The sequence below is a fragment of the Mesorhizobium sp. LjNodule214 genome, assembly GCF_964252735.1.
Lineage (GTDB): Bacteria > Pseudomonadota > Alphaproteobacteria > Rhizobiales > Rhizobiaceae > Mesorhizobium.
Genome location: NZ_CAXUPE020000002.1, coordinates 1,393,784 through 1,406,593, shown reverse-complemented (window position 1 = coordinate 1,406,593; position 12,810 = coordinate 1,393,784). Strand labels below are relative to the sequence as shown.

The 12,810-nt window shown below is 59.2% G+C and carries 9 protein-coding genes; 2 read left to right on the top strand and 7 right to left on the bottom strand.

The annotated features are described in order from the left end of the window. Window positions 1-155: 155 nt before the first annotated feature. Entirely contained in the window at window positions 156-1,571 is a 1,416-nt protein-coding gene (locus ACSQ3Z_RS20535) for an ATP-binding protein (RefSeq protein ID WP_436173113.1), read from the bottom strand. Between the two features lie 515 nt (window positions 1,572-2,086). Here ACSQ3Z_RS20535 and ACSQ3Z_RS20530 point away from each other — a divergent pair. Further along, a complete protein-coding gene (locus tag ACSQ3Z_RS20530) occupies window positions 2,087-3,085 on the top strand; it encodes a hypothetical protein (RefSeq protein WP_436173112.1) in 999 nt (332 codons plus the stop codon). A 164-nt stretch (window positions 3,086-3,249) separates the two neighbouring features. On the opposite strand, the gene ACSQ3Z_RS20525 is transcribed toward ACSQ3Z_RS20530, so the two are convergent. From ACSQ3Z_RS20525 to ACSQ3Z_RS20505, 5 genes are all read right to left on the bottom strand, one after another. After that, window positions 3,250-6,678 carry a DEAD/DEAH box helicase family protein gene (locus ACSQ3Z_RS20525; protein ID WP_436173111.1) on the bottom strand — a complete coding sequence of 1,143 codons (3,429 nt, stop codon included), beginning with the start codon at window positions 6,676-6,678 and terminating at the stop codon, window positions 3,250-3,252. Beyond that, the gene (locus tag ACSQ3Z_RS20520; protein ID WP_436173110.1) at window positions 6,678-6,950 is read right to left on the bottom strand and encodes a hypothetical protein; all 273 of its coding nucleotides are present in this window, start codon (window positions 6,948-6,950) and stop codon (window positions 6,678-6,680) included. The genes ACSQ3Z_RS20525 and ACSQ3Z_RS20520 overlap by 1 nt, the downstream gene beginning before the upstream one ends. Before the next feature lie 337 nt (window positions 6,951-7,287). Further along, complete coding sequence (locus ACSQ3Z_RS20515; RefSeq protein WP_436173109.1) at window positions 7,288-8,121, bottom strand: DUF3883 domain-containing protein; 834 nt, start codon at window positions 8,119-8,121, stop codon at window positions 7,288-7,290. Between the two features lie 2 nt (window positions 8,122-8,123). Next, a complete protein-coding gene (locus ACSQ3Z_RS20510) occupies window positions 8,124-9,314 on the bottom strand; it encodes a restriction endonuclease subunit S (protein ID WP_436173108.1) in 1,191 nt (396 codons plus the stop codon). Continuing rightward, a complete protein-coding gene (locus ACSQ3Z_RS20505; RefSeq protein WP_436173107.1) occupies window positions 9,311-10,888 on the bottom strand; it encodes a type I restriction-modification system subunit M in 1,578 nt (525 codons plus the stop codon). The genes ACSQ3Z_RS20510 and ACSQ3Z_RS20505 overlap by 4 nt, the downstream gene beginning before the upstream one ends. Before the next feature lie 301 nt (window positions 10,889-11,189). Here ACSQ3Z_RS20505 and ACSQ3Z_RS20500 point away from each other — a divergent pair, with 301 nt between their 5' ends. Then, the gene (locus ACSQ3Z_RS20500) at window positions 11,190-11,621 is read left to right on the top strand and encodes an XRE family transcriptional regulator (protein WP_436173106.1); all 432 of its coding nucleotides are present in this window, start codon (window positions 11,190-11,192) and stop codon (window positions 11,619-11,621) included. 193 nt (window positions 11,622-11,814) lie between these two features. Here ACSQ3Z_RS20500 and ACSQ3Z_RS20495 read toward each other — a convergent pair whose 3' ends face one another. Continuing rightward, the gene (locus ACSQ3Z_RS20495) at window positions 11,815-12,810 is read right to left on the bottom strand and encodes a DUF1194 domain-containing protein (RefSeq protein ID WP_436173105.1); all 996 of its coding nucleotides are present in this window, start codon (window positions 12,808-12,810) and stop codon (window positions 11,815-11,817) included.

Below are 12,810 nucleotides of genomic sequence, written 5' to 3'. Positions count from 1 at the left end.
CGACCATGCGGCCGCCCTCGCTTCGCTCCAGCGCACCCGGGCGGGCACGGGGTCGAAGTGAGGCGTCAGAGCCGAATCAATTGAAATCGCGCGCTTCATGCGCGCTCTTCACCATGGTTTCATGACGGGCGGATGAAGCCCAGTTTCCCAGCCGATTATGCGGGAACCGTTATGATGGCGCGCAGACCGCCGAGCGGACTGTCGTCCAGCACGATGTCGCCGCCATGGCTGCGGGCAATGTCGCGGGCGATGGACAGACCGAGGCCGGTGCCACTGGCGTCGAGATTGCGCGCGGCGTCGAGCCGCAGGAAAGGCTTGAACACCTCCTCGCGCTTGTCTGGCGGAATGCCCGGCCCATTGTCGTCGATGGTGACGACCAGCGAACCGCGACCATGGTTGGCATTGATCTCGACGGTCTTGGCGTAGCGGAAGGCGTTGCCGATGACGTTGGACAGCAGGCGGGCGAAGGCATTGGGCCGCACATGGACGTCGGGATCGCCGACAAGCGTGGTCGACAGCTTGCATTTGCGCAGCGCGGCCTCCTCGCCGAGCTTCTGGAAATAGGCATCGAGATCGAAACGGCCGGCGTCTTCCGACGCTTCGCCGCGGGCAAAGGCGAGATAGCCCTCGAGCATCGACTGCATGTCGTCGATGTCCTGGTCGAGCGCCGCCTTGGTTTCGGCCTTGCCGCCGGTCAGAGCAAGCTGCAGTTTGAAGCGGGTCAGGATGGTTCTGAGATCGTGGCTGACGCCGGTCAGCATGGCGGTGCGCTGCTCGATCTGGCGTTCGATGCGCTCGCGCATCTGGATGAAGGCAAAGCCGGCGCGGCGGACCTCCTCGGCGCCGCGCGGGCGGAAATCGCGCGGCATCGGCCGGCCCTTGCCGAAGCTTTCGGCGGCCTCCGCCAGCGTCAGGATTGGCCGGATCTGGTTGCGCAGGAAGGGAATGGCGATCATCAGCAGCACCAGCGAGGTGCCGACCATCCAGATCAGGAAAATGTGGGTGTTCGACGCATAGGCCTGGCTGCGGCGCACGAAGACACGCAGCACCCTGCCTTCGAGCTGGATGCGGACTTCGACGATGTTGGAATTGCCGACGGTGTCGATCCAGTACGGACGGTTGATCTGCCGTGTGATCTCGGCCGAGAGGATCTCGTCGAGGATCGAGAAGAACGGTTTCGGGCCAGGCGGCGGCAGCGGGTCGGGCGGCAGCAGGTCGACCTTCAACTGCATCCTGTCCTGGGCGATGCGGATGATGTTGGCGTAGTCGGCATCATGCGGATAGGTTTCCATCATGTCGATGATGGCGGCGATGTCGCGCACGGTCGCCTGCGACAGGCGCTGCGTCACGGTCTGCCAGTGGCGCTCCATGAAGACGAAGGCGACGACCGATTGCAAAAGGATCATCGGCGCGATGACGATGATCAGCGAGCGGGCATAGAGCCGCTTCGGCATGTAAAGGGCAACGAGGCGCCAGAACCGGGTCCAGGCGCGCGACATGGCTTTCAGTTTTCGCATCAAGCGATCACTCAAGCCGCCATTTCCCGGCCTGTCCAGCTGCGTAGTCGCCATTCGCCCTTTTCACTCGTCCGCAGCCATTCGGGCCGCTGGCGGCACTCTATTCTACACTGAGCCGTTCTGGAACAGCCGTTTGCGATCAAGTGGTTAGGCTGTCAAACGCCGCCTTTCTTGCCATTGATAACAAACGGTTTATTCCTGAATTGTCAAACTCCGTCAGGCTCGCTTGGTTTGTGCTTTGCAGCGATCGCCCGAGAGATATTGAGGCTTATATAGGCCATCTTCTCCGGCTCGCTAGGGCGCTTTCTGCAGTTCCAAACGCGACCGGGATAGAGATGTCTCTCTCACTATGCTGCTTTCTGTGCGACCTGCACGCCGGCGTTTCCTCCAACTCCTGTCCGACCGCTCGGATCACTTCGACCACCCAAAGCTGGCCGGAAACGTCACCAGGCCGCTGCATAATTCGCTGACTTCCCACGGCTCGAGGTGATGAACCGCTATATCGCAGCTAGCTGCTCGCACGGAGCGGCCAGAACGCGGGTATTCCCCCTGCTCAAAGGAGATCGATCTTGGCCTACAATCCGGCGAAACTAGCGGACCGTCTGCAGGAACTCGCCATTGCCCGGAGCTTAATACCGCCGAAATTTCTTACTGGCGAGCCCAAACTCCTCACCAAAAAGTGGTTTGACTACCGTTTCCTGTCCCCGCTGGAAGCCACTCTTCAATTTGGTGCGGCCTACAGGGAGGGAGTCCGAAATTACGTCCACAAAAATCTCGATCGTGATCTCGCCCAACGGGTAGAGGGCGTGAGCGTCGCTTTGCCGTCCGCACCCACCAGCACGTTTACGCAGCTATGGGCCGCCAGGCAGCGAGCGGACGAGTTCTGCATCCCATATGAGGAGTTCATCGAGTTCTCATTTGCGTTTGCGGCGGGGAGAAAAAGGCAGATGGCTCCTACGCCAATACAGTTGCACGCAAATCCAACAACCGAATATGCGTGGCATGCCGAGTTCGAAAAGTTCAGAGCAAACAGGCCTTCGTTTGCGCTGAATCCGGGCACTGATTTGCCTCAGTATCATATCGAGCACGATCGCAGCCTGGCGGCGCAAACCGACTTTCGCCACGCTCTGGCGTCAGCAGTAAGCGACAACCCAGGCAGATGGTCCGACGTCATCGTGCGCTACCACCTGCTAGAGCCACAGCTTTCAAGATCGATGGTTTCGGATCTGGTGCCCGAGGACGTTCGTGAGCAGGAATTTGAGAATGCTGAGTCCGAGTATGACGCTGGGAAATGGGGCAGCCGCACAAGCGTCACGTTGGACGATACAGACTTCTTTCAAAGCTGCTTCGGGATGCAGGAGGCGCAGGCAGAAGCGAGTGACCAATGCTCCCTCTGCCCGCACCGAGAGGAATGCCATTTTCACACGCTGATGGTCGACACCATCACTGACCGGAACTTCGGGTCGGTTTCTCCTGTAGCTGTAGCTCGCCGTGCAGTTGGTGCCGCCAGAGTAGCAAAGCATCGTGCTAAGAAGGCGGCGCTCGCATCGACCGGAGGGTATATATAAGAAAATCAATCGCTTAGCAGACATTGCCGGGCAGGCTGCATTGTAACGCTTCTCTAATCTTTCTTTCTTTTCTTTCTTACTTCCTTATAGAGAGGCGTTACATGACGGATTGTGTCTTCCGGCCAGGAAGCAAAACCGGGGCATATAAAGAGACGTGTGAGCCGCTAGGCAACGGCACTGTCATTGATCTCACGAATCTTCGAAAAGAGCTGCGCCACATGGACCTCGTCGAAGACCTGCTCCGGTCCAGTGGGCGCGACGTCGGTGAAGGGTGGATCGTAGAGCAGGCTCGGGTCCATGCTGCCTTGGTGGGTCAGGTGCTCGATGATCATGTCGATGAACTCGATTTGGGCGGCCGATGCTGTTCCGGTCGACAGGAATTCGCCGAACGCCTCTGAAACTGCTGCACGGTCCAATCCAACCAGAGAACGCACGAAACGACCGAACCCATGGCTTGTCTCGCGGGCTTGCTCGATATCGGCGGCGTCGCCTACGCCTGCATCAAGCAGCATCTTCTCGAGCTCAGCCAGGTCGACGGCAGTAAGAGGCTTGCCTTGCCGCAATTTATGAAGGACGAGATGATCCTCGTGCTTTTTGAGGAAGTGCCGTGCCTTCTGTTTGAAACGCGCGAAATCGGCCTCGCCAACCTGCGGTAGGTCGATCTCCTCACCGGTCCCAATCTCGTCGGCGAAGTTGGAATAGACGATGGCCTTGCGACCCTTCTCGATGTGCTGGATCAGATTGCGCAGGCGCAGCCGGACCAGTTCCAGCAGAGGAACGCTTACGCCTTCCCACCACTCAGAGGTCTGAATCTCCTCGATGAGCACGGCCTGCGCAGCAATGCCCGGAATGGCAGTCTGGTCCTCGAGCGCGGATGCGATTTCGAGGAGCTGTTTCTTCAACGTGTCATAGCGTTTCGAGCCTTTCAGCAATGCAAGCTCTAGCTGGAACATCAGCAGATCGAAGCGCTTCGCTTCCTCGGTCCCGAGTTCACGCGACGACGGAAGCGGCGCAATGTTGCTCACCAGTTCGTCGCGTGCCTCGTCGTCGATCCTATTCCAAGCCTGGTCGGCCTGATATTTCTCGACCGTGCGACGCTTCTGGCGCACGATGAAGTTCTCGAGGTTCAGACCAGCGACGGTCTCGCGTAGGACGGCTCGCGCGCTCGCGCGCACCTCTTCCTCGCTCGGCGGGTCCGCCCGATTGCCGGGCGCCTCGTAAGGTTGCTGCTCGGGCGCGACAAAGCCGCCGGTCTTGCCGTCCTTCTCATCCAATGCACGCACAAGATCGAGCCGGGCAGCGAACAGGCGGGCCGAAAGGGACTTGGCCGCACTCGCTTCCTTGATCTCCGGGTTGGCGCCGAAAAATTCGAGGTTCTGGCAATAGTCGAAGACGCGGAAGAACTCTTTGTCCCGGCCGGGACCGAACAGGTCGGGGCAGAGCCGCGTGCCGCGCCCCATCATCTGCCAGAACTTCGTCTTCGACCGAACCTGCTTGAAGAAGACCAGGTTCACCACTTCCGGCACGTCGATGCCTGTATCCAGCATGTCGACCGAGATGGCGATGTGCGGGGCCTTCTCCTTCTTGGAGAAGTCGTCGATCAGCGTCTGCGCGTATGCGCCGCTCTCATAGGTGATGACGCGGGCGAAATGGCCGGCCACGGAGGGATACGCTGCGTTGAACCGGGCTTCGATATAGACGGCGTGCGCCTGGTTCTTGGCGAAGACGATAGTCTTGCCGAGCCGATCGCCACCTTCGACCTTCAACCCGTTCTGCATCAGGTGCGCGATAACCTGGTCGACAGTGTCCTGGTTGAATAGCCGCTTGTTGACTTCCGCTGCCTCGACCGTATCGGGGATCTCATCCTCGCCCCATTCCAGCATGTCCCATTGGTCCTTCTCCTCGTCGGAGAGGTCGTCGTAGCGCAGACCGGAGCGCACGATCTTCAAAGGCACGGAGATTGCCACGGGCGGCACGAGATGGCCGTAAGTAACTGCTTCCTCGAGGCTGTAGGCGTCTGTCGGGACGCCGTCTTCCAGGTCGAACAGCGAATAGGTGTTCTTGTCGATCTCATCCTTGGGCGTCGCGGTCAGGCCGACGAGGAAGCTGTCGAAATACTCGAAGATCGCGCGATAGCGCTGGTAGACCGAGCGATGCGCCTCGTCGATGACGATGAGGTCGAAGTGGCCGGGCCCGAACTTCGCGTTGCCCTCCTGCCTGCCATCGATGAGGTTCATCATGGTCGGATAGGTCGAGAGGAACACGCGGCCCTCGCCGGTGCGTTCCGTGACCAGATTGACCGGCGCCGAATCCGGCAAATGCGCCTTGAAGGCGCCGGCGGCCTGGTTCACCAGCGCGACACGGTCGGCGAGGAACAGCATACGTTTGAGCCAGCCGGCGCGCATCAGCAGGTCGACCAGCGCGATCACCGTGCGCGTCTTGCCTGAGCCGGTGGCCATCACCAGTAGAGCCTTGCGCTCGCCCTCGTCCTCGAAGGCCTTGGCGATGGCGCGGATAGCGCGCTGCTGGTAGGGGCGCTTGTCGCCGGCGATCTTCGTGTTGAGCTTCGTCTCCGCAAGCTTCCTTCGGCTCGTGCGGCGCTGAATCAGCAGCTCCAACTCGTCACGCTTGTAGAAGCCGCCTATCTGGCGAGGCGGATAGCGCACATCGTCCCAGATCCAGTGCTCGTAACCGTTTGAGTAGAAAATCACCGGCCGCTGGCCGTAGCGCGCCTGCAGACGGTCGGCATAGAGTTTTGCCTGCTGCTGGCCCTGGCGAGCATCCTTGCGAGTGCGCTTGGCCTCGACCAGGCCGAGCGGCTTGCCGTCCGCGCCCCACAGCACATAGTCGACGAAGCCGACGCCCTGCTCGTTGGGCATGCCCTCGACGCGGAATTCGATGTCTTCCGGCTTGTCCAGCGCCCAGCCCGCCTCACGCAGCAGTAGGTCGATAAAGCGGTCGCGGGTTTCGGCCTCGTTGTAGTCATGCGTGGAAGGCGTCGCCTCGGCGGCATGCCTAGCCGCCGCGACTTCGGCGCGCAGGCTCTGCAATTCGGCATCGAGGTTCTGCCTGTCGGAAAGCAGCTTGGTCAGTTCGCCGTTCTTGGCGTCGAGCTCGGCTTGCTGCGCCTTCAGATGCGCGAAGGCCTTCTTCAGCGTCTCGTCACGGCGCGCCAGCACCGAGGCGTCGAAGGCCAGACCGTCGGGTGGCCTTGCCTTGCGCGCATAAGTGCGCGCCAGCCAGAAACAGACGTGGAACAGTTCCTTGACCGCCCCAGCGGCGTCGCCCGGCCGGATGGTCTTTTCCTCGTGCACAGCGCGATTGCGCAGCGTGTTGATGAATTTCGCCTTGGCGAACACCGCCTCGCCCGCCGCGCGGCGAAAGCTCGGTTCATGCAGCAGGGCGGCGATATTGTCCTGGTAGGGCAGCTTCAGGCCAGGGTCGTTACGGAACGCCCATTTGACCGCGAGCTCAACCGTCTTTCCGGCGAAGAACGCCGCTGCCGTCGGCGACACGCCCGCCTGCCGCTCGGCCTCAACCGCCGCCTCGTGGACGGTTGGAAACTCGGCGGCAAGGAAGGTGAAATTGGACATCACGCTACATCTGCCAGTTTTGGAAAATGTTCCGCAAACGCCGTTCTTACTGGCGGCCAATCGGTCTCGGTAATCGGGGCATTGGCATTGACTGTGTTCATTACCTCGTAGCCAGCACTATGCAGTGCTTCAGCAAGCTTGCGTTCCAGGGCCGCCATTCGATCGCGATAGGGGTTATGAAGGTCGAGTGCCGACTGCCAATGTGGCTCTACTCTGTAACCGAATTCGGGATGCCGTTCGACTTCCGGAAAAATCGGACCGTAGGAGACCATGCGAAAATTCTCGTATGAGTGAATTTAGCGATTCTCGAATCTACCCTTTAAGTGGCGGAGCAAAGCATTGGTGTTATCAGCATCGCCAAGGTGCTGCCCCATCCTACGATACACAGACGAGGCATAAGGACTCGAGTTGTCTCCGGTGCGGCCGACATAAAGAACCTCGTCCGCTTCGACTTTCACTTCCCAGACGTAAAGCCAAAAACCCCTCTCCGTCATACCGCCAGGTAGATCTAGCTCGTAGATCGACGGCATCTTATCCCCTGCCTTTGGTTCTTCCGGAAACAAATCCAAATAGTAGCTATAGTTTCATATCTTCATAGCGCAATCGCGTTCAGAACTGAGCCCGCCAGGTTGCGGCTTTCAACAGCACCGATTTATCCAATGGTGGAGTGAGTTCAAAAGCGCGTGGCGTGCGAGCGAAATCGAAGAGCCGCACTAATCGGAAAGCATCCGGCCGCTCCTCTGAGAAGGATCGTTCATTCTCCGAAAGCAGGAACGGAGTCTGCTTGTGACCCGTGGTGGTCTTCACCTCGATCAGCCGCTCCCGTCCGGCCGGATCGAACGAGCGGATGTCATAGCCGGCGCCATCGCCATCCTCCACTGACACCCAGCGAACCTTCCGGGCAAGATCGTCGCGCCCGGCCACGCGCAGGCCGGACTGCTCGGCAAAGAAGATGAGCTCCTCGCCGCTCTTGCCCAATTGTCGGTTGCGAGCGTCCCGTAGTGCCGGATCAAACTTCCGCACGATCCGTTCCAGCGCGAGCGGCACCGCCTCGAAAGCCGCGACAGGCGGCGCTTCGAAGAACAGGGGCTGGCTTTCTTGCAATTCGGGTGATGGGGCAGCCGAGATCGGGTTCTCGAACAGCGCCGGATTTCGGGCGATATGGCGCTCGACACCGTCGACCAGCGCGTGCTGGAAATTGCGCCGCGGCACGTAGCCTCTCAGCCAAATCATGCCGAGCCGATCTAGCACAGCACTGATGTTGTGGTGCTTGAACTCGATCGAGCCGCGGCTGCGGCCAGTCAATTCCTGAAGCTGCGCGTTGCGCTGCGCCTTGACGAACAGGCGGCCCTCCAATTCCAATGACCGCATGTCGAAATAGTCGGCGACGATCAGGTCGATTTCGCGGTCCGACCAGTCATTGCCGGCTGGCGTGTCGGACATGATCAAAGCTGGTCAGAAAAGGCGTGGGCTTGGAGCGAGGAGAATTGTGCTTCCAGTAGCGCGTTCTGGGCGATTGAAGCACTGGCTCCGTCAGCAATTCGCCGATTAATATCCACGAATCGATCCTGATCAACGCGTGACGGCAATGCGAGTGGTATCTGTAGAACTTTTTCCTTTGAAATGTTCTTCATAGATCCGCTCGTTCCCGTTGCTCTCTTGGAGACCTCTTGGCGGAATCCGGTAGAGCTAAAGAGGGCATGAACAAAGTTTGGGTTTGGCGGGTTTGTCGAACTCCAGATAAATCGCCAGATTTTATCCGGAAGAACCAGCCGATTATAGTCTTGATCAACAATCGCAGTTGCACCTATCAGTTCTGCAGTATTCGCTCTGCTGAAAAGCATGTCACCACGACGCACCAAATGATCTAGAGGTGGCGTATAGGTAAGAGGAAGCGGCTTAGACTCCGAGGGAACAAAGCGGCCGCTGGTAACCGCACTCACCTTCAGAACGCGATAGCCGTCTGACTTGTCATCTGGGTCAGGCGCCAAGTTTTTGCCAGTAGCAAAGTCCGCCACCCAGCTCCTGATTGTTCCGCGAGGATATTGCCTGCCATTGAGTAGATCGCCAAACATCTCCAGAAAGATCGACTGGGTGAGACTGTCGAGCAGTTCGATGGCGCGCTTGCGCTTGCGGCGTAGCGCATCCGCCTTGTCCAGGATCGTCGCAATCCGCAGTTGCTCCGAAAAAGACGGGAGCGGGATAGGTGTTCTGGAAATTTCTCCTGAACGAATCCGCGGCAACTGCCCCGGGGCAGTATTAACTGGCGCGATCCTCAAAAATTCTGCGCTACGCAGAAAATGCGCAACATAGTTTAGGTCAATTCCTTTGCGGACTGAAAAGACATGTTGATCCACTGAGCATAAACCGTCGAATTCGGCGATCCAAACTTTATTGAGATAGGGTCGGAGATATCCATAGACGATATCTCCCTTCTGAAAGCGTGCACGTCGCCCTGTCATCTCCGACAGTTCGATCTCCTCAGCACCAATCCGCATTCCAGTGTGCGGTTCGATATGCTCAAGCCCCACGAAAGTCACTCGTCCGCGCGGCATGTCTCGTGGATGAACAATGTCGTTCCGAAAGTTCAGAACCTCTCCCAATGGCACGGTGGGCTTTCGGCCGGCGACATTCATGACAACATCGCTTCCAACTCCTTCAGCCCTTCAGCTATCTCCTTCTCCAATGCCTTTAATTCTACGATAATTTCCTTCGGCGGGCGGTGCCTCTTTGCCTGATGCACCAGCTCCTTGTAGCGGTTGATAGAAAGATCGTAGCCGGCCGCCACGATATCGGTCTTCGGCACGCTGAAGCTTTGCGCGGTGCGCGGGCGGTCGCGCTCGGTTCCGTTTCGCTCCGCCCAGCGCAAAGCGATATCCGGCAGGTTGTTCTTCGCGAGTTCTTTGTCGGTCAGCGTCAGGTTGACGAGATCTCCTGCCTGGTGGTGGCCCGGCGTTGGCCCGAGCTTTTCGCCCGGCAGCAAGGCATTGCGCTTATCGTCCAGCGAAAAGCCATCGGCCTGGCAGTCGTAGAACCAGACGTGACCCGTGCCACCGGAATTGGTTTTGGTAAAAAGAACGATCGCGGTCGAGACGCCGGCATACGGGCGGAACACGCCGGACGGCAGCTTGACAATACCGTCGAGCCGATGGTCCTCGACCAGCATGCGGCGGACTTCCTTGTGCGCTGTGGAGGAGCCGAACAGCACGCCGTCCGGCACGATCACCGCCGCGCGCCCGCCGGGTTTCAACAGCTTCAGGAACAGCGCCATGAACAGAAGTTCGGTCTTCTTGGTCTTGACGATCGCGAGCAGATCTTTGGCGGTAGTGTCGTAATCGAGCGAGCCGGCGAAGGGCGGATTGGCCAGCACCAGCGAATAGCGGTCCTCGTCGCCGGCATGCTCCCGGCTGAGCGAATCCTTGTAACGGATGTCGGGATTCTCGACGCCGTGCAACGTCATGTTCATCGAGCCGATGCGCAGCATGGTATTGTCGAAGTCGAAGCCGTGGAACATTTCCTCGTTGAAATGGTCGCGGCTCTCCTGGTCGATGAAGAGCTTCGGATGGTTGTCGCGCAGATATTCGCCGGTCGCGACCAGGAAGCCGCAGGTGCCGCAGGCGGGGTCGCAGATGATGTCCTTCGGCGTCGGCGCCGTCATCTCCACCATCAGCGCGATGATGTGGCGCGGGGTGCGAAACTGGCCGTTCTGGCCGGCGCTGGCGATCTTGCTCAGCATGTATTCGTAGAGATCGCCCTTGGTGTCGCGGTCCTGCATCGGCAGCTTGTCGATGAGGTCGACCACCTTCACCAGCAGCGCCGGCGAGGGAATGGTGAAGCGCGCGCCCTTCATGTGGGTGGCATGCGCGGTGCCGTCCTCAGCCATCGTGCGCAGGAACGGGAAGACGTGTTCGGAAACGAGCCCGAACATCGTGCCGGCGTCCTTGTTCTTCAGGCGCGACCAGCGCATCTCCGCATAGGCAACGCCGCCGTTCTTGCCGATGCCATCCTTCCCATCCTTGAAGATGCGGCGGCGCATCGGCTGGCCAGTTCGCGTCGAGCGATTCTCCTCGAGCTGCTCGGCATCGTCCAACCCGCGCATGAACAGCAGGTAGGTGATCTGCTCGATGACTTCGAGCGGATTGGCGATGCCGCCCGCCCAGAAGGCGTTCCAGACGGCATCGATTTTCGAGCGTAGTTCACCGGTGAGCATAGTTACCCTCGTTTAGACAGTTGGGGGCACCATACGGATCAGAGCAACGGCGACAAGTCCAATTGAGCGACCACTCCCACGCTGACGCTGGCAAGCGATACGGTCCGCGTCCGACTTGGAATGCGACCGGTTTGCGAGACGTTCTAATCGATGGTTGATTGTAGATTCGGGGAAGGCAATAGAGGATCAATTTATACTCGCAGAGTGCGATCGCATGCGCTGAGATATGTTTGAGTTTTCCCATGATGTTCTCGCTATATAGAAGACATAGTTTAGATATCTCAAGAAAGCGAGAAATAACATGAAGACACCTTCGGGTCGTCCAAATGCGAATACGGAAATCGCGAAGTTCATAGATGGTCGCGTCGATCAGCTAAAGGGGCGAAAAAGCCAGAAGGACGTTGCCGTTGAAGCTGGGTTCACCAATGTTAATGTCCTCTCGATGATGAAGTCGGGCGCCACCAAGGTCCCATTCGACCGCGTTCCCGGGCTCGCGAAAGCGCTGGAGTGCGACCCGGCGAGGCTCTTTATCATGGCGCTTGAGCAATATTTTGAAAGCAGCGCATTGGTGGCGATCAAGCAAATTTTCGGAACTGTCGTGAGCCAGAATGAGGTTTCATGGATTGAGGCACTTCGCAAAGCTTCGGACAACACTGATCCTCCTTTAACCGCGAAGCGCGCAAAGATCTTGCGCGCGATATTTGGAAAGATCGGACCATACCCGGGGCAATGATAGCTGCTGTGGGAGTGATCCATCGTAGCGGTGTCGAACCCCTGCCCATATGGCCGGCGCGCCAATTGCATGCGAACATGCGAACCGTGGTGCCAATGGTCACAGGTGCCAAGTGTCGAAACCCGATCACTGTGAACGACCGACCAATACAGACCTTCCGCAGTCGGACTATGCGAGGCGGACCGGCGCAGCCCTATCGTCCGGGAGCTGCTCCGATCGTGACGCAATCGACAACAGCTCGTGAGCGGATCTGATAGGCCGCAGGCTGCACACCGGCCGACAGACCGGCTATTTCATTCACGAGCTTCTTCCGAATTGCCTTTGCAAACTCGGCTGTGCTGTCGACGCTGACGATGAAAGCGTCGGAACCGCCGATGACGCAGCTCTCATAATACAGCTCGACATAGCGCGGACCGAAGATGTCGAGCGTGTCGGCCGCGTGCAGCGAGATCGCCAGTCCGTTGATGGTCACGCCGGCGGCAATGAGTGCGTCGCGCACGTCTTGAAGCGGCAGACCGGCATTGTTGGGTCCGTCGCCAGAGACATCGATTACCCTGCGGTCGCTTGCCGGCCCTTCGGCCAGTAGCTTGCCCGCCGCCAGGAGCGCCCCTGAGATTGAGGTGCCGCGTCCTCTCGCGATCGGCCGAGCCCGCAGCACCTCGCCGAAGGCGGCCGCATCTTCGGGCTCATCGAGAACAGTCCATGGTATCAGCACCCTCTGGTGATTTGGGCCTGCCCACTCGACATAGGCTACGGCAATTCTGCCGCGCCGGCCGGATTCAATGGACTGCAACACTGCGGGATCGCGCAACGCGCTGATATATCCTTCCCGCTGCAGCCGTTGTTCGGCCTCGCTCATTGAAGACGATACATCGACGCAAAGAACCAGTTCGAGATCCACTGAGGAAACCTGCTCCGCCGTGGCCGACAGCGACGTTGTCAGGCTCACCGCCAGAGCGAATAGCCCGCCTCGTGCCCGTCCAGGTTCTTCTCGCCCGGCGAAGCGTGGAACGAAGGACCTCATCTCGGCGCGTCCATCTGGTTGGTCGAACGGGAGGATGCTGCCGGCGACTTTGTCTCGCATCACCCGTATGGGTGAACTGGGACTGCGCTTTTGCTGGTAGTGTGCGTCACAGCGCGCTGTCTCCCCGAGGCACAACGTGCTACTGAATCTTGCCTTCCCGACCAC

What these genes read in the sequence shown, in the direction of transcription:
- ACSQ3Z_RS20505 (WP_436173107.1), bottom strand. Translation starts at nt 10,888, where the DNA reads ATGCTCACCGGTGAACTACGCTCGAAAATCGATGCCGTCTGGAACGCC.
- ACSQ3Z_RS20515 (WP_436173109.1), bottom strand. Translation starts at nt 8,121, where the DNA reads ATGTCCGACACGCCAGCCGGCAATGACTGGTCGGACCGCGAAATCGAC.
- ACSQ3Z_RS20500 (WP_436173106.1), top strand. Translation starts at nt 11,190, where the DNA reads ATGAAGACACCTTCGGGTCGTCCAAATGCGAATACGGAAATCGCGAAG.
- ACSQ3Z_RS20535 (WP_436173113.1), bottom strand. Translation starts at nt 1,571, where the DNA reads ATGGCGACTACGCAGCTGGACAGGCCGGGAAATGGCGGCTTGAGTGAT.
- ACSQ3Z_RS20520 (WP_436173110.1), bottom strand. Translation starts at nt 6,950, where the DNA reads ATGGTCTCCTACGGTCCGATTTTTCCGGAAGTCGAACGGCATCCCGAA.
- ACSQ3Z_RS20525 (WP_436173111.1), bottom strand. Translation starts at nt 6,678, where the DNA reads ATGTCCAATTTCACCTTCCTTGCCGCCGAGTTTCCAACCGTCCACGAG.
- ACSQ3Z_RS20510 (WP_436173108.1), bottom strand. Translation starts at nt 9,314, where the DNA reads ATGAATGTCGCCGGCCGAAAGCCCACCGTGCCATTGGGAGAGGTTCTG.